Source organism: Hymenobacter aerilatus (genome assembly GCF_022921095.1).
Lineage (GTDB): Bacteria > Bacteroidota > Bacteroidia > Cytophagales > Hymenobacteraceae > Hymenobacter > Hymenobacter aerilatus.
In genome coordinates this window covers 2,888,384-2,903,988 of the sequence record NZ_CP095053.1, presented here as the reverse complement: position 1 = coordinate 2,903,988, position 15,605 = coordinate 2,888,384, and the positions used below count along the sequence as shown (strand labels likewise).

Sequence of the window (15,605 nt, the reverse complement as noted above, 5' to 3'; positions counted from 1 at the left end):
TATTGAACGAGGTTTACATAAACGATTGTGTAGGGAGTGCTAGTTAAGTAAATTCGGCCGGGAATACCAGTTGGATTACTGCCAGCACACCAGATGGCTAGTAGCAGATACCGTATCAAAATCCGCCGGGTAGCTTACCCCGCGTACCTATCTTTGTTTGCTACAACTGAGTATACCCCTGCATTTGCTCTCACGCACTAAAGCGTAGCGCATGTTGTAGAAGCATAAAACGCAATAGCTTTAGCTAAGCGTTGGAAGTACAAATAAGTAGAACAGACCAAGACCTATGGCCCCTCGCTCCAAGAAACCTGTGGATGCTACCAGTAGTCCTGTATCGATGGCCGATCTGGCCCGTGAGCTGGGTGTATCCATGACCACTATTTCGCGTGCTCTGAGCGACCATCATAGCATTGGGCCTGCTACCAAGCAAAAAGTGCTGAAGCTGGCTAAAAAGCTCAATTACCAACCCAACCATTTGGCCGCGGCGTTGCGCAAGGGGCAAAGCAAGCTTATTGGTGTGATTGTGCCCTACATTGAAGGACGCTTTTTTGCTACCGTGGTGCACGGCATCGAAACGGCCGCCAGCAAGGCGGGCTTCAACGTGATTATTTGCCAATCGAGCGAGGATGTGGCGCAGGAGCGCAAAAACGTGGAAACCCTGCTCAGCGCCCAAGTAGCCGGTATTCTGGTTTCGCTCTCGCGGGCCACCAACGATTTCCGGCACTTCGAGAAAGTGCGCAAGCGCGGGATTCCGCTGGTGTTCTTCGACCGGGTGCTGGAAAGTGACACGGTGAATGCCGTGGTGCTCAACGACTACGATGGCGGTTACCAGGTGACGCGCCACTTGCTGGAGCAGGGGTGCCGGCGCATCGGCCACTTTGCCGGCCCGCAGCACCTGAACATCTACCGCAACCGTCGCCAGGGCTACCTCGATGCGTTGGCCAGCTATGAGCTGCCCGCCGACGAGCAGCTGATTGTATACTCCGATATGACGTTGGAAAACGGTGCAACAAGCATGCGCCAGCTGCTGGCCTTGCCGGATGGCGGAGTTGATGCCGTGTTTTCGGCCGGCGACACGGCCGCGCTGGGTGCCCTGCAGCTGCTGAAAAGCCAAGGGGTGCTGGTGCCGCAGCAGGTAGCGTTGGCAGGCTTCAGCAATGAAACCTTCACGGCCATTACCGAACCCATGCTTACTTCTGTTGATCAGCGCTGCGAGGAGATGGGGCAGGCCGCCGTGCGCTTATTCTTAGAGTTGGTAGAGTCGCAGGACAGCGCTTTCCTGCAACGCCAGGTAATCCTGCAGCCCCGGCTTTTCATCCGCGAGTCGTCTTTGCAGGGTACACCTGTTATAGATACCATAACAGAGCAGTCAAGCGAAGTATCTTGCTAAATTGTTTTAGCAGAGAGTAAATGAATTGCTTGCAGTGTATGCAAACGTTTGCATATATTGCCCCCAGAGCATGACGAATGCTCTGGTTATTGCTTTTCATATTCTCTTCGCTGTGACATTTTCTATCTTTTCCGCTACCCGGCAGCACACCACACTGTTGCTGATAGGCTGCCTGAGTGCAGGTGCTTGTCAGCAGGCAACAGCCCCAACCACCACCACAACCAAGGCGCCTGCCGCCACCATCGCCAACCCCATCCTGCCCGGCGATTTTCCGGACCCCTCGGTGGTGCAGGTGGGCGACACGTATTGGGCTACGGCCACCACCTCCAATTGGGGGCCGGTTTTCCCGTTGCTGAAATCGAAAGATCTGGCCAAGTGGGAGCTGGTAGGGCACGTGTTTCCGGATGGTCGCCCAGATTGGGCTGACTACTACTTCTGGGCGCCCGAAATCAGTCAGGAGGGCGGCAAAACCTATGTATTTTACACGGCGCACCAGCGCGGCGGCAACCTGGCAGTAGGAGTGGCCTCGGCCGATACGCCGGCCGGCCCCTACCACGACCACGGCCCGTTGGTAGGCCAGCCCGATGGCTCCATCGACGCCTTCCCAATGCGCGACGAGAACAACCAGCTCTACCTGATTTGGAAGGAAGACGGCAACAGCGTGCGCAAGCCTACCCCCATCTGGGCACAGCGTCTCAACGACGACCGCACGGCGTTGTTGGGCGAAAAACAAGAGCTGTTTCGCAATGATGCGGCCTGGGAAGCCGGCTTGGTAGAAGGCGTGAGCATGGTGCGCCACGAAGGGTATTTCTACGCCTTTTATGCCGGCAACGGCTGCTGCGGCAACGGTTGCACCTACGCTACTGGCGTGGCCCGCTCGCGCAACCTGCTGGGCCCCTGGGAGAAGTACAGCAAAAACCCGATTATGGTGAACAACGACACCTGGAAGTGCCCCGGCCACGGCACCGTGGTGCAGCGCAATGGCCGCTGGTTTTTGCTGCATCACGCCTACGACAGCCAAGGCTTTCAGAACGTAGGCCGCCAGGGAGTACTCAGCGAGTTCACCTGGAACGCCGAGGGCTGGCCCGAGTTTCAGGGGCGCAGCACGACGGTAGGCGCTGCGCCGGCTGTGGCTGCTCACAATCTGACCGATGAATTTAACCGCGCTACCCTGCTGCCTACCTGGCAATGGCCAGTACAAAACAAGCCCGCATTCCGGGTACAAGGCGGCCAGCTGCACCTCATGGCCAGTCCCGACGGTAGCGGTGCCGTGCTGGGGCAGCCTACCCACACCGCCACCTACACCGCTACAACTACGCTGCTAAACCCTGCTGCTCTACCCACCGGCACCACGGCCGGCCTCACCGCCCACGGTGACCCCGACAACGCACTGGCCCTCACGGCCGGCGGCGGGCAGGTGCAGCTGTGGCAGCGCATCAAAGGTCAGCAAAAAGTATTGGCCGAAGTGCCCCTGCCGGCTGCCAAAGCCCTGCAATTGCGCATGCAAGTGGAGAAGGGCAGCCAGTACCGCTTCAGCTGGAGTACCAATGCGGGTAAAACCTGGCAGGCGCCGCCAACCAACGCCACCGTAGACGGCGCCTACCTGCCGCCCTGGGACCGAGGGGTGCGCGTGGGAGTGGTGGCCCAAGGACCGGCATCGGCCACCGGCACCTTCGAAAACTTCACGCTAGTCAATCAGTGAGTTTGGTGAGTTGAAAATCGGCTGTCCTCCTGCGCAGCGCGAAGGGCCTTATGCCAGTCGAACGAGTCGTTGGTACGCCTGTCGTTCCAGCGTGATAAGGTCCTTCGCGCTGCGCAGGAGGACAGCCGATTTTCAACTGGCAATTCACACCTCACAACTAATACCTTACCTAACCTTCTTTCTATCTGTATGATGCGTATTTCCCGGATTATCTTAGTGCTGGGGAGCAGTTGGCTCAGTATCGGCAGCCTGCTGGCCCAAAGCCTGCGCCCGCCCGCCTACCCCCTCATCACCCACGACCCCTATTTCAGTATCTGGTCCTTCAATGATACGCTGACGGCCGCGCCTACCCGCCACTGGACCGGTGAGCCGCAGACCCTGGAAGGCCTGGTGCGGGTGGATGGCAAAACCTATCAGTTCCTAGGCAAAGCCGCGCCCGAATATCGCGCCGTGATTCCGACGGCGCAGGAAAAGCCCTACGAGGCGCGTTACACCTTCACGAAGCCCGCCGAAGGCTGGGAAAAACCAACCTTTGCCGCCGCTAGCAGCTGGAAAACCGGCCCCGCGCCCTTCACCGACAACCGCAGCCTGAAAGGTACCAACTGGACGGAAGGTGACATCTGGGTGCGCCGCACCGTATCGGTGCCCGCGCCACTGCCCACGGGCAAGCTCACGCTGCTGCTCTGGCACGACGATGATGTGGAAGTATATCTGAACGGTGTGCTGCTGACCAAGCAGGGCGAATACAACGGCAAATACGAACACTTTGCCGTGCCCGAAGCGGCCCGCAAAGCCCTGCGCACCGGCGAAAACGTGCTGGCCATGCACTGCGTGAGTCCGCAGGGGGGCGAGCATCTGGACGCTGGGCTATATGTAGAGCTGCCTCAGCAGCGCATACCTGCCGCCCGCCAAACGGGCGTGACGCTCACGGCTACGCAAACCAACTACACCTTTGAGGCTGGCCCGGTGCGGCTCACGGCTAATTTCTTGTCGCCGCTGCTGCTGGATGAGCTGGAAACTGTGGCCCGACCGGTGAGCTACATCACGTTGGGCGCTGCCGCTACCGATGGCAAGCCTCACACCGTGCAGGTACTGCTCACCGAAGCCGGCACCACCGCCGCCAACACGCCCTATCAAAATGTGCAAACCCAGGCTGGCAACGACGCTACCCTAACCTGGCAGGCAGTGGGTACCACGGCACAACCCGTGCTAGGCCAGGCCGGCGACAACGTCCGCATTGACTGGGGCTACGCCTACTTGGCCGCGCCCAAAAGTGCACAAACGACCAGCGGTACCCCCTCGGCCTTGCAGAGCGCCTTTGCGCAATCGGGCAAGCTTGCGGCGGCCAGCAAGCCACAAACCGGGGCAGCCCAGCGTGTGGCCGTGGCCACGGTGCTGGACATGGGCCGCGTGACCAAGCCCACAGAGCAGCACGTGCTGCTGGGCTACGACGACCTGTATTCTGTGCAGTACTTTGGGCAGAACCTGCGCGGCTGGTGGCGCCGCGACCCAGCCATGACCATGGCGAAGGCCTTGCAAACAGCTGAGAAGGAGTACACTCGCTTGCGCCGCAAGAGCACGGAGTTTGATCAGAAGCTGTACGCCGATGCGCAGGCCGCCGGCGGTAAAGAGTACGCTGACCTCTGCCAACTGGCGTATCGGCAAGCCATTGCCGCCCACAAGATTGTAGCCGGCCCGAAAGGGGAGGTGTTCTTTCTGTCGAAAGAGAATTTCTCCAACGGCTCTATCGGCACTGTGGACGTGACCTACCCCTCGGCACCTATGTTCCTGCTCTATAATAATGAGCTTGCCAAAGGACTACTGCGTTTCATCTTCGACTATAGCGAGTCGGGCCGGTGGAAAAAGGACTTTCCGGCGCACGATATTGGCACTTACCCCTTGGCCAACGGCCAGACCTACGGCGAGGATATGCCCGTGGAAGAAGCCGGCAACATGCTGATTCTGACCGCTGCCGCCGTGAAGATGGATGGCAAGCCTGACTTTGCCCGCGCGCATTGGCCTACCCTCACCAAGTGGGTAGGATTCCTGAAGCGTGACGGATTCGACCCGGCCAATCAGCTCAGCACCGATGACTTTGCCGGTCACCTGGCCCGCAACACCAACCTCTCGGTGAAGGCCATTATGGGCATTGCTTGCTACGGCCAGATGGCCCAGCAACTCGGCGATAAGAAAACCGCCGACGAGTACATGGCCTTGGCCCGCGACATGGCCAAGCGCTGGCAAACCATGGCCCGCGACGGCGACCATTACGCTCTCACCTTTGATAAGCCCGCCGGCTCCTGGAGTCAGAAATACAACTTGGTGTGGGACAAAGTGCTAGACCTGAATGTATTTCCGAAGGAGGTGGCCCAGCAAGAATTGGCTTTCTACCTCAAGCACCAGCAGCGCTATGGCTTACCCCTGGACAGCCGCAAGACCTACACCAAATCGGACTGGATTATGTGGACGGCTACCCTTTCCGATAGTGATGCAGAGTTTAAAGCACTGGTAGCACCCGTGTGGCAATTTGCCAACGATACGCCCGACCGGGTGCCCCTCAACGACTGGCACGAAACGACCGATGCACGTAAAGTCGGCTTTCAGGCCCGCTCGGTGGTGGGCGGCTACTTTATCAAGATGCTGTCGGATAAGCTAACGAAGAAGTAGAGCGCTAGCGGGGCCGGCTTACTGCGCAAAGTAGGCCGGCCCCGATAGGGTAGACCAATCCGTTGCCCGACGGCGGCGTGCCGGACGCGCTTTGCGGCGAGTGGCAGTGCGGCGTGGCGCGGCACGGTTCAGCCAGTAGCACGGTGTCGGCTGCGACGTGTCTACGGCTGGCCGGCGCGGGCCACCGATGGCGTTACTCATAAACAGGGCAGGATTGCCGTTGCGGTCATACACCCAGCCTTGGTGCAGCCAGCCCAGGTAGCGGCCATTAGCAGCATACAGGAAGTCTTCTTCGAACCAGGCCAGCAGACGACCCTTAGCATCATATAACCCCTGGCAAGCCGGATCAACGTACACAACGGGTTGCCCGGTGGTGTCATAAAGCGAAATCATGGCGCAGAGACAAAACTAAAATAGTGATAAAATAAAGTCGAATAGATAAACGCAATCCGATGGTTCATCGGATTGCGTTTTGCATTAAGAGAAGTAGTAATTTGTTTTAATTATTTGATTTGCAATATGTTAAAGTATTGCAAACAGGATTCAGCAGAGCAGCTGCGTGTGAGGGTGCTTTTTGGGCCAGCACATAAGGTGTCAGGAAGAGGCATATTAAAATTATTCTATAAACCAAACACGGCTGGCAAAGGTGGGTAGGGGGAAGAGGCAAGCAGGTAAACTAGCCTGTAATCGTTTGTTTTTGCGGTTGTAGCTCCACCTTGCGCACAACTCTGCTGGCTGATTCGTCGTAACGGCAAACTGCTATTTACCCGATTCCCTCCCCATGAGTAGTGCCTCTTTGCTTCCTATATATTTCGAAAATGCCGCGGGCCGTATTCTGGAAAATGCTGCTGGTCGGTATTTATACTTGAAATGGAGCGCAAATGAGCGGGATACCGCAACTTTTCGGGCGCTGCTGAATCATGTGGCACGGGCCTTGGTACGGCACAAGTGGAGCAAGGTGCTGGCCATCCAGCAGGTTATGCAGCCGCTGAACGAAGAAGAACTGAACTGGATGTTGCAGGAATGGCTACCACACGCCATGCACGAAGCCGGCTATCGGCACGGGGCTATTGTGCTGCCGCAGCAGGCCGCTGCCCGCCTCACCACCAGCCAGCTCACCAACAAAGCCCAGCAGCAAGCCATGAATTACCAGACGTTTGAGGAAGAAACAGCGGCCGCAGCCTGGCTCATGCACCAACCCGATTAATCACCCTCTCTGCCGCCTCTGCACGGGCAACCCCACCACCTCAGTGCGGGTAGTAGTTGGTCTGCACGGCTCTGTTCTGCTACAATGTCTGCCTCTACTGCCGAAGCCTGTATGATTTCTGAACCGACGTCCGTGGAGGCTGCCTTAGTACAGCGCCTATACCAGCGCGATGAAGCCGCCATGCTGCTGTTCTACGACCAGTACAGCGCCATGCTCTACGGCGTTATTCTGCGGATTGTGAAGCATGCCCACCTGGCCGAGGACGTGTTGCAGGAAAGCATGCTGAAGATCTGGCACGCCTTCCCAAGCTACAGCCCTACGCGGGGACGACTCTCTACCTGGGCGCTCAACATCTGCCGCAATAAGGCCATCGACGAGCTGCGTGCCTTGCGTGCCCGTGGCGCCGAGTGCACTACCGCACTACCCGACCGGCTACCAGCAGCACAACAGCTCGTGGCCACCGCCTTCCACCCCGAGCACGTAGGCGTGCGGGAGCTGATTCGGGACCTGTCGCCGGCAGCACAGCAGCTGTTGGATATGCTGTATTTCCAGGGCTACACGCAGCAGGAGGCTGCCGAGGCACTGGGCGAGCCGCTGGGTACTGTGAAATCGCGCGCCCGCGCCGCGCTTGGTGTTCTGGCACGGCGCCTGCGCGGCACGGAGGGGTAGGGGCTACCCGGCGGCCGGAGGATGCATAATAAAGCTACGCATCATTTGCAGCAGCAGGGCATCGGCGGCGCTCATATTGAGCGGCTGCAAATTCAAGCGGGTGGGTTGAACGTAGCCTTCTAGGCTCAGAAACTCTTCGTCAGATAAGGGCCGGAAAGCCATCGACCAGTCGGCAAAGCTGCGCTCGGCTACCTCTTTATCGGCCAGTTTCACTAGGCCTATGTGGCGCTCATCGGTTAGCAAGCGGGCGTAGAGCTCATCCAACGCTGCTTTATCGCCTTCTATAATCTGCATGAAGCGTCCGTCGCCGTACACCAGTGCCCCCGTGATATTGCCCAGTTGATTGCGACGACGGGACTGGCTTAACAGCGTGCTTAGCTCTGCATCGCTTAGCGGCTGCACGGCTGTACTCATGTAGATCAAATGGTGCATGAACGGAGGGTAGGATCAAGCCAAAGGTAGAAAAATAGATTTCTCATCCGGTTTTGGCTGCGTATCATTGCTTATGAAAATATTGCTGGTAGAAGATGAACCCAAAGTAGCGGCCTTCCTGCATAAAGGCCTCACCGAGCAAACACACGCCGTTGATATTGCCTCCGATGGCCTGCTGGGCCTGCGCCTGGCGCTGGTGAATGGCTATGATCTGGTGATTCTGGACAACCTGTTGCCCGGCCTGAGCGGGATAGAAGTGTGCCGCCGCATTCGCGAAAGCCACTCCTCGGTGCCTATTCTGATGCTGACGGCCCTGGGCGAAACTGACGATAAAATCCGTGGCCTCGATGCCGGCGCCGATGACTATCTGGTGAAGCCTTTTGCCTTTCAGGAGCTGCTGGCCCGCATTCGGGCCCTCACGCGGCGCTACCAGGAAGCCCCCGGCGCAGTTGGCGTGGTGCTGCACCTCGCTGACCTCACCCTCGACCCCGTGACCAAGCTGGTGCAGCGGGCCGGACAATCGATTCAGCTCACTGCCCGCGAGTTTGCCCTTCTGGAGTTTTTGCTGCGCAACAAGGGTAGGGTGGTGTCGCGGGTAGATATTTTGGAGCAGGTATGGGAAACCAGCTTCGACACCGGCTCCAACGTCATTGATGTGTATATCAACTTCCTGCGCAAGAAAATCGACCGCGACTTCACCCCCAAGCTCATCCACACCCTGGTAGGTATGGGCTATATTATGAAGGAAGAATAATAGGCTGAGGCAGTGATTGTTGAAGCGGTGATGACCCGTGATGCTGCGCTTGCGAAGGACCTTATGAGGTAAGAACAACAGGCACAACAACGACTCGTGCCAGCGTGGGAAGTACGTCGCAAACGCAGCGTCACGGGTCATTACCGCATCAACAATCACCGCCCCAGCACATCATCACACCAAAACCATGTCTATTCGTCTTCGGTTGGCGTTGCAGTTCGGGCTGATTGTGGGCTGCACGCTGCTGATCTTTTCGCTGGTGATTTATGCGTTCACCTACCAGGCCCGGCGGACGCTGTTCACCGAGAGTCTGCTCGGGCGCGCCCAGATTGTAGGGCACGTGTATCTGGATGGTACGAACCGCGCCGATGCGAGCCGGGTATCGTACAGGCGCTATCTGCGCCAGTTCTATCGTACGTTGCCCCAGGAAGAAGCACGGGTGTATAACAGCCAGGATTCTATCGTTTTTTATGAGGGTGTCCTGCGCACCAAGGCTTCACCAGGAAGGCTGCTAGCCGAGGCGCGCCGCCTGGGCTGGAGCGTTCGGCATGATGCTGCCTATCATCAAACGGTGGCACTGCGCTACCGCGATGCGCAGCGCGGTACATTCGTAGTAATAGCGTCTTCCGTAGATATGGATAGCGAGCGGGAATTGGGCAACCTGCGGCTGATTCTGCTAGTGGGTCTGCTGGTCTCGTTTGTGATTGTGGGGGTAGGGGGCTGGTTTTTTTCTGGTCAGGCCCTGCGGCCTATGAAGCGCATCGTAAACGAGGTAGATAGTATCACGGCTTCCGACCTGCACCAGCGCCTCTCCGAAACCAACGGTCAAGACGAGGTGTCGCACTTGGCGCAACGCTTCAACAGCCTACTCGACCGCCTCGAAACGGCGTTTGCCGGCCAGCGCACCTTCGTGCGCGATGCGTCTCACGAGCTGCGCACGCCCCTCACGGCCCTTATTGGGGAGCTGGAAGTGGCTCTGATGCAAGAAGAGCGTACGCCCGCTGAGTATCACCGGGTGCTGCGCAGCACCCTCGATGCGGCCCGCCTGCTGAAGGACCTCGCCAACGGGTTGCTGCAAATTGCGCGCGCCTCCGACGACCCCTCACAGGTGCCCCTTACCCAGATACACCTCGACGAGCTGCTGCTACAGGCCCACGAGGAAATCAGGCGGCGCCACCCTACCCACCGCGTCGACCTGGAATTCAGCGAAGCCGATGCCAGCCAACCCACCGACCCGTTTGTGGTGCGCGGCAACGAGGCGCTGCTGTTGTCGGCGGTGCTTAACGTGCTCGAAAACGCCTGCAAGTTTTCTACCGACCCCCCGCAGCCTATTGTGGCCACGTTGCTGACCACCCCCCACGCCATACGCCTGCTGGTGCGCGACCAAGGGGTAGGCATGACCCTGGAAGATCAGCAGCAGGTGTTCGTACCGTTTTTCAGGGCCGAGAACGTGCGTACGGTGCCTGGGCACGGCATTGGGCTACCACTCACGGCCAAAATTATGGAGTTGCACGGGGGCAGTATCCAAGTGCGCAGCCGTCTGCACGAAGGCACCGAAGTAGAGCTAATTTTGCCCGTGAGTTAAAAATGGGCGCTGTTTCGATTCGCTAGCTGGATATTCTACAGCACCACCATAGAGTATCAAAATATAAATAACTTACAATCAGTAATTTAAATAGGTATCGGCCGATTTAATTTCTTTTTAATTCTCTTTTAACTCCCTCTTAATTGCCTCGCTGTATTCTTGTAGCATAATAATTCGTGTAACTGCGTTGCCAGTACCAAATGGATGTCGCAAACGGCGGCACACGGAGAGTTATTAAAAACAGCATTAGTATAGAGATATATACTTCGCACGTGGCCTCGAAAGGTCAGCAGGCAGCTCCCAAAGGGTAGGCATGCCCAAGCTGACACCGACGAAGGCCCTTGCGAACTGCGCCACACAGGCCATACCCGTTTTGCTGTCGGCTACCTTGGAGGGGAGAATGCCGACGGCTACCAGAGCCATCGTATCAACACTGATACGGTGGCTTTTTGGTATAAGATATTCGTCAATACTTTCTGGCCGACAACTTTGCGGTAGGCCCCGTGCGTATCCATCAGGAAGTATTTACCACGTAATTTACTTCTGATGAAAGCGATATATTTCAACGAGTACGGCCCCGCCAGCGTGCTCCAATACGGCGAGCAGCCTACGCCGAAACCCAAAGCCAACCAGATTTTAGTGCGTGTGCGGGCCAGCAGCGTCAACCCTGTGGATTGGAAAATCAGGAAAGGCGACATGAAGCTGATCATGAGCCCCTTGTTTCCGAAGCTAACGGGCCGCGACGTAGCTGGCGAAGTAGTCGCCGTGGGCAGCGATGTAGTGCGGTTTGCGCCCGGCAACCGGGTCTATGGCATGGTGGCCGGTTTGGGTGGCGCCAACGCCGAGTATGCAGTGCTGGAAGAGGTGGAAACCGCTTTCATTCCCGATAATCTAAGCTTCGAGCAAGCTGCGGCAGTGGCGCTGGTAACCGTCACGGCCCTGCAGGGCCTGCGCGACCACGCCTCCCTGCTATCCGGCGACCGGGTGCTCATCAACGGAGCCTCGGGTGGGGTAGGGGCCATGGCCGTGCAATTGGCCTGGGCACTGGGTGCCGGCGAGGTGGTAGGTACCTGTGGCCCCAGCAATGTGGAGCTGGTGCGCAGCCTGGGCGCCTCGCAGGTATACAACTACAAAGAGCGCGACTTTACGAAAGACCGCAGCCGCTATGATGTGGTGTTTGATGCGGCTGGCAAAAGCTCCTTCTCGGAAAGCAAGGCCTGCCTGCGCAACAACGGCCGCTACGTAACCACCACCCCCGACCCCAAAGCAATAGCCGCGGGAGCGGTAGCGGCGGCCTTTTCGAGCAAAAAGCAAGCGGCCTTTATGGCTAAAAATAGTGGTTCCGATATGGCCCTCATTTCAGCTTGGCTGAAAGCCGGCACTATTCACCCAATCATCGACCGCACGTTTTCGCTGGCCGAAACCCGCGCCGCGCAAGAATACGGCGAGCAAGGTGAGTCGAAAGGAAAGATCGTGCTGACAGTAGAGTAGAGGTAGAGGCGCACCACGCTGCATCCCTATCTCATGCATAAAACCGCTTTCTGATAGTGAGTTATACCACTGTCGGGAAGCGGTTTACGTTTTTGTAGTAGATATACACGGAAGGTTCTTTACCAATCGAAGTTACCCATTGCGGGCAGTGAGGTGCCATCCAGATGGCATCGCCTTGCTGCACGGGGTAGTACTGCTGGTTGAGCAGGCAAATGGCCTGGCCTTGCAGATAAAGCAAACCGTGCTCAGTGCTGTGCGTTTCTACCGTCGGCAGAAAGGCGCCGGGGTCGTAGGTGAAGATGTTCACGGCCATATCAAAGGCGGGGTCTTGCGGTAGCAGTTCTTGTATGCGCAGCCCTTCGTCGCTCATGTGGGGGCGGGCTTCGTTTTCGTCCTGTTCGCCAAATAGTACCTCGGGCGCCAAGTGGCCGGCCAGCGGCTCGTACTTTTTATGAAAGGTGAGCAGCTGCGTACCTGCATCGAAACGATCGAACAGGTACTCCTGCTCTATAGGTACATACACAAACTGACCGGTTTTCAATAGCCGCACAGTACCGCCCACAGCCACCTGGCATTCGCCCCGCACCACGTAGAAGAAAATCTGCGCTGCTGTAGTGCGGCCTGCTACCTGGCCGTTTTCGCGGGCTGTAATCAGCATCTGACCAAAACCGGCTCCCAGGCGCTCATTCACTAGTACGTTGACGGTGCAGCCAGTCCAGTTGGGCACATTGCTATTGCTGAAGCCGTTGGGGGTAAGAATGGCGTGGGTGCGCGCCACCACAGAGCGCGTGAAAGCAGGAAGTTGCATAGGGTAGGAAAGCAAGAGGCCAACAGGGCACACCAAAATGGTTCGCACCGGGCAAGTAACGTGGGAGGAATGGAAGTAGGCGCAGTGCCTGTCACCAAAGCAGGGTAGCCTACTCCGTGAAAATACAGAGGGTAGGGAGCAGCTGGGTAAACAGCTACCGTGGTAAATACGGATTATACGGCCTGCACGCGGCAGCCGCCGCAAATGTGCCGTAAGACTAGAAAATACCAGCTGGCGAGTATGTAGCGCTATGGCTTAACAGCCATAAGCATACAACCCAATACATCGGCGCTGGCAGACTCAATCTAGTACCTCACTCATCACCACATCATGCAAAAGCCTATTTCCCGCCGTCAGCACGGCTTCACCGACTACAGCTACATTCCCCTGGCCCTCGCGCTCCCAAAACTCGCTGGCTTCGAGGAGGAAGAAACTGCCACAACCCTAACGCGTGTGCTGGCAGGCAACATCCTTGCCTCTAGCTTGTTCACGCGGGCAGAGTGGGGCCTATTCAAGAAGCTTCCTTTTAAGACACATTTGGTGCTAGACGTGGCAGTGGGCGTCTTGGCGGCCAGCTCGCCCTGGTTGTTTGGCTTTGCTAAAAACAAAGCAGCCCGTAATTCTTTTCTGCTCCTAGGAGCCTTTGGCATCATGGCAGGAACCTTGTCGCAGCCGGCCGAAATGCTGCACGACGAGGAGTAACAGCCCGCAGCGGCTGGAGAAAAGAACCGTGGGCGTAGTCGTGCGTATAGCAGGAAAGCAAGCCGGCTACTGGCCTGCACGTGGCTACGAATAGATAGCCTGCGTTATTTCTTCCAGTATCACCAGCTGAGCTTCAGCTGATAGCCTTACTCTCATGGACCAAGAACCGCAAACCGCCGATAACAACAGCACGCCCGCCAACCCTACCATCCGCATAGACCAGGACAGCCAGCAGGTAACCAGTGAGGAGCGTGGCGACGGCACTACCGGCCTCGTAAACAATGGCAGCTACCAACTGAAAACTGATCAGGGGGAAAGCGCTGAGATGGGTGCTGCGCCGCTGCATCTGCACAGCGCCGCCAAAGGCGACGAAGACTACCTCAACGGCGACGACCACAAGCAAGTACTGCCCAAGCCTGAGCAGGATAAGCTGTAACTCGTACTTTCTGCACAAAAAAAGGCGCTTTCCATAATGGAAAGCGCCTTTTTTTGTGCTTGCGTAGTGGCCGCCGCTCAGTGTTACCCTATGGGGGGTAGGTGAGTTTCGAGGCGGGCGCGCAGGTGCTCGTGCTGCTTGGGTAGCATCAGGTGGGTGCCGAGTTCGGCCAGAGGCTCATCTACAGTGAAGCCAGGATTTTCGGTGGCAATTTCGAAGAGCACGCCGCCCGGCTCGCGGAAATACACGGAGTGGAAGTAGTCGCGGTCAATTTGTGGGGTAGGCTGCAAGCCTCTCTCAAGCAACTTTTTGCGGAAGTATAGCTCGGCCTCATCGTCTTTCACACGGAAGGCAATATGGTGTACCGAGCCGCCGGCCGTTACGCTGCGTGCCTCGCCGGGTGCTTCTACCAAGTCAATGTAGGCGGCGCCCTGCACGGTGTCGGTCATGTAGCGGTGGCGGTTTACGTGGCTTTCCAGCAGTGTATAGCCAAAGACTTCCGTTAGGATGTCGGCCGTGGCTTTGATGCTGGCCAGCGTGAGTGTGACAGTGTGGAAGCCCTTGGTGGCTACCTCAGCGCCTACCTCGGCAGTGGTCCAAGGCGTGCGCGCATCTTCCGTTTTCGACACAATCAACTCCAGCTTCAGGCCGTCGGGGTCCAAGAAGGTAAGGTACGGTTCGCCGAACTTCTCACTGGGTTTGTTGTACGTAACACCGTATTGCTCAAAGCGCTTTATCCAGAAATCGAAGCTGCCCGCAGGCACGGAGTAGCCTACCTCCGTGGCCTGGCCGGTGCCGCGCCGGCCCTGCGTGATGTGTTCCCAGGGAAAAAACGTGAGAATGGTACCCGCTGAGCCGGTTTCGTCGCCGAAGTAGAAGTGGTAGGTGCCGGGGTCGTCGAAATTGACAGTTTTCTTCACGAAGCGCAGACCCAGTACATTAGTGTAGAAGTCGTAGTTGCGCCGGGCGTTGCCCGCAATTGCCGTCACGTGGTGCAGGCCGAGGATGCGTGGTTCCATGGAAAAGTGTTTTTTATAGTCAGAAGACTAGAAAAGGTGCAATTTGTTTGCCTTGGCCCTAGGGCTGAAGCCTGGGTTAATATCCTACTTGTTGAATATTAGCTTGTTGGCTAGGTCTATTTCTTCCTGCGTAATAGTGTGGCCCATGTTGGGGTAGATTTTCTCCGTGACGTGGGCACCCAACTGGGTGAGTAGCGCTGTGGAGGCGCGCACGCGCTCTACGGGCACGTGAAAATCAGGGTCGCTGCTGCCGATGAACACGGGTGTGCCGCCAAAGTCGCCCGTGTAGGTAGCAGGATTCACTTTGTCGCCAATCAACCCACCCGTGAAGGCTACCACCCCGCCGTAGCGTTTGGCGTGGCGGGCTACATACTCCAGGGTAAGGCAGGCACCCTGCGAAAAGCCCAGAAAATAGATTTGCTCCGGGCTGAGGCCGTTATCTACCGCCTCTGCTACTGCACGGTCTACGGCAGCCAGGGCGGCAGAAAGCCAGGGCTCATTCTGTGTGGTAGGGGCTAGAAAAGACTGCGGATACCATGTGTATTGCGTGGCCTGCGGAGCAAGTAGGGCATAGGTGCCAACGGACAAGTGGCGGCCCAGCGACAGGATATCGGCAGCGCTGCCGCCCCGGCCGTGCAGCATAATCAGGGCCTTGGTAGCGGTGCCCAGCGGTTGTCCCGCCGTGCGAATAGGTTCTTGATGCATGCGGCCAAGATAAAAAGTACAAGCAAAAAACTCTGCCG

At 57.5% G+C, this 15,605-nt stretch carries 15 protein-coding genes; 10 read left to right on the top strand and 5 right to left on the bottom strand.

The annotated features are described in order from the left end of the window. The first annotated feature begins 286 nt into the window (after positions 1-286). The 3 genes from MUN82_RS12150 (at position 287) to MUN82_RS12140 (ending at position 5,759) form a co-directional block, all read left to right on the top strand. On the top strand, positions 287-1,390 hold the full coding sequence (locus MUN82_RS12150; RefSeq protein WP_245090696.1) for a LacI family DNA-binding transcriptional regulator: 1,104 nt from the start codon (positions 287-289) through the stop codon (positions 1,388-1,390). Positions 1,391-1,502: 112 nt separating this feature from the next. Next, the gene (locus MUN82_RS12145; RefSeq protein WP_245090693.1) at positions 1,503-3,092 is read left to right on the top strand and encodes a family 43 glycosylhydrolase; all 1,590 of its coding nucleotides are present in this window, start codon (positions 1,503-1,505) and stop codon (positions 3,090-3,092) included. 189 nt (positions 3,093-3,281) lie between these two features. Beyond that, entirely contained in the window at positions 3,282-5,759 is a 2,478-nt protein-coding gene (locus tag MUN82_RS12140) for a glutaminase family protein (protein ID WP_245090690.1), read from the top strand. Positions 5,760-5,777: 18 nt separating this feature from the next. On the opposite strand, the gene MUN82_RS12135 is transcribed toward MUN82_RS12140, so the two are convergent. Then, positions 5,778-6,152, bottom strand: a complete 375-nt coding sequence (locus MUN82_RS12135) for a 4-fold beta flower protein (protein WP_245090687.1) — start codon at positions 6,150-6,152, stop codon at positions 5,778-5,780. Between the two features lie 388 nt (positions 6,153-6,540). Here MUN82_RS12135 and MUN82_RS12130 point away from each other — a divergent pair, with 388 nt between their 5' ends. Both MUN82_RS12130 and MUN82_RS12125 read left to right on the top strand, forming a co-directional pair. Beyond that, positions 6,541-6,966, top strand: a complete 426-nt coding sequence (locus MUN82_RS12130) for an STAS/SEC14 domain-containing protein (protein WP_245090675.1) — start codon at positions 6,541-6,543, stop codon at positions 6,964-6,966. A 111-nt stretch (positions 6,967-7,077) separates the two neighbouring features. Further along, positions 7,078-7,635, top strand: a complete 558-nt coding sequence (locus MUN82_RS12125) for an RNA polymerase sigma factor (RefSeq protein WP_245090673.1) — start codon at positions 7,078-7,080, stop codon at positions 7,633-7,635. 3 nt (positions 7,636-7,638) lie between these two features. On the opposite strand, the gene MUN82_RS12120 is transcribed toward MUN82_RS12125, so the two are convergent. After that, positions 7,639-8,067, bottom strand: coding sequence for a BLUF domain-containing protein (locus tag MUN82_RS12120; RefSeq protein WP_245090670.1), 429 nt, complete (start codon positions 8,065-8,067; stop codon positions 7,639-7,641). Positions 8,068-8,140: 73 nt separating this feature from the next. On the opposite strand from MUN82_RS12120, the gene MUN82_RS12115 reads away from it, so the two are divergent. The 3 genes from MUN82_RS12115 (at position 8,141) to MUN82_RS12105 (ending at position 11,897) form a co-directional block, all read left to right on the top strand. Then, a complete protein-coding gene (locus MUN82_RS12115; protein WP_245090668.1) occupies positions 8,141-8,821 on the top strand; it encodes a response regulator in 681 nt (226 codons plus the stop codon). A 187-nt stretch (positions 8,822-9,008) separates the two neighbouring features. Beyond that, entirely contained in the window at positions 9,009-10,406 is a 1,398-nt protein-coding gene (locus MUN82_RS12110; protein WP_245090666.1) for a HAMP domain-containing sensor histidine kinase, read from the top strand. A 546-nt stretch (positions 10,407-10,952) separates the two neighbouring features. Next, positions 10,953-11,897 (top strand): NADP-dependent oxidoreductase, encoded by a 945-nt coding sequence (locus tag MUN82_RS12105; protein WP_245090665.1) that lies wholly within the window; start codon positions 10,953-10,955, stop codon positions 11,895-11,897. Positions 11,898-11,958: 61 nt separating this feature from the next. Here the strand turns inward: MUN82_RS12105 and allE are convergent, their stop codons facing one another. Further along, a complete protein-coding gene (allE, locus tag MUN82_RS12100) occupies positions 11,959-12,705 on the bottom strand; it encodes a (S)-ureidoglycine aminohydrolase (RefSeq protein ID WP_245090663.1) in 747 nt (248 codons plus the stop codon). Between the two features lie 330 nt (positions 12,706-13,035). Here allE and MUN82_RS12095 point away from each other — a divergent pair, with 330 nt between their 5' ends. Together MUN82_RS12095 and MUN82_RS12090 are read left to right on the top strand one after the other, a co-directional pair. Further along, the gene (locus MUN82_RS12095; RefSeq protein ID WP_245090661.1) at positions 13,036-13,407 is read left to right on the top strand and encodes an SPW repeat domain-containing protein; all 372 of its coding nucleotides are present in this window, start codon (positions 13,036-13,038) and stop codon (positions 13,405-13,407) included. A gap of 154 nt (positions 13,408-13,561) precedes the next feature. After that, the gene (locus tag MUN82_RS12090) at positions 13,562-13,843 is read left to right on the top strand and encodes a hypothetical protein (RefSeq protein WP_245090659.1); all 282 of its coding nucleotides are present in this window, start codon (positions 13,562-13,564) and stop codon (positions 13,841-13,843) included. A gap of 83 nt (positions 13,844-13,926) precedes the next feature. Here the strand turns inward: MUN82_RS12090 and MUN82_RS12085 are convergent, their stop codons facing one another. Both MUN82_RS12085 and MUN82_RS12080 read right to left on the bottom strand, forming a co-directional pair. Next, positions 13,927-14,862, bottom strand: coding sequence for a ring-cleaving dioxygenase (locus MUN82_RS12085; RefSeq protein ID WP_245090656.1), 936 nt, complete (start codon positions 14,860-14,862; stop codon positions 13,927-13,929). 84 nt (positions 14,863-14,946) lie between these two features. Beyond that, positions 14,947-15,567, bottom strand: coding sequence for an alpha/beta hydrolase (locus tag MUN82_RS12080; RefSeq protein WP_245090654.1), 621 nt, complete (start codon positions 15,565-15,567; stop codon positions 14,947-14,949). Positions 15,568-15,605: the final 38 nt, after the last annotated feature.

What these genes read in the sequence shown, in the direction of transcription:
- MUN82_RS12150 (WP_245090696.1), top strand. Translation starts at nt 287, where the DNA reads ATGGCCCCTCGCTCCAAGAAACCTGTGGATGCTACCAGTAGTCCTGTA.
- MUN82_RS12140 (WP_245090690.1), top strand. Translation starts at nt 3,282, where the DNA reads ATGATGCGTATTTCCCGGATTATCTTAGTGCTGGGGAGCAGTTGGCTC.
- MUN82_RS12135 (WP_245090687.1), bottom strand. Translation starts at nt 6,152, where the DNA reads ATGATTTCGCTTTATGACACCACCGGGCAACCCGTTGTGTACGTTGAT.
- MUN82_RS12130 (WP_245090675.1), top strand. Translation starts at nt 6,541, where the DNA reads ATGAGTAGTGCCTCTTTGCTTCCTATATATTTCGAAAATGCCGCGGGC.
- MUN82_RS12125 (WP_245090673.1), top strand. Translation starts at nt 7,078, where the DNA reads ATGATTTCTGAACCGACGTCCGTGGAGGCTGCCTTAGTACAGCGCCTA.
- MUN82_RS12120 (WP_245090670.1), bottom strand. Translation starts at nt 8,067, where the DNA reads ATGCACCATTTGATCTACATGAGTACAGCCGTGCAGCCGCTAAGCGAT.
- MUN82_RS12115 (WP_245090668.1), top strand. Translation starts at nt 8,141, where the DNA reads ATGAAAATATTGCTGGTAGAAGATGAACCCAAAGTAGCGGCCTTCCTG.
- MUN82_RS12110 (WP_245090666.1), top strand. Translation starts at nt 9,009, where the DNA reads ATGTCTATTCGTCTTCGGTTGGCGTTGCAGTTCGGGCTGATTGTGGGC.
- MUN82_RS12105 (WP_245090665.1), top strand. Translation starts at nt 10,953, where the DNA reads ATGAAAGCGATATATTTCAACGAGTACGGCCCCGCCAGCGTGCTCCAA.
- allE (WP_245090663.1), bottom strand. Translation starts at nt 12,705, where the DNA reads ATGCAACTTCCTGCTTTCACGCGCTCTGTGGTGGCGCGCACCCACGCC.
- MUN82_RS12095 (WP_245090661.1), top strand. Translation starts at nt 13,036, where the DNA reads ATGCAAAAGCCTATTTCCCGCCGTCAGCACGGCTTCACCGACTACAGC.
- MUN82_RS12090 (WP_245090659.1), top strand. Translation starts at nt 13,562, where the DNA reads ATGGACCAAGAACCGCAAACCGCCGATAACAACAGCACGCCCGCCAAC.
- MUN82_RS12085 (WP_245090656.1), bottom strand. Translation starts at nt 14,862, where the DNA reads ATGGAACCACGCATCCTCGGCCTGCACCACGTGACGGCAATTGCGGGC.
- MUN82_RS12080 (WP_245090654.1), bottom strand. Translation starts at nt 15,567, where the DNA reads ATGCATCAAGAACCTATTCGCACGGCGGGACAACCGCTGGGCACCGCT.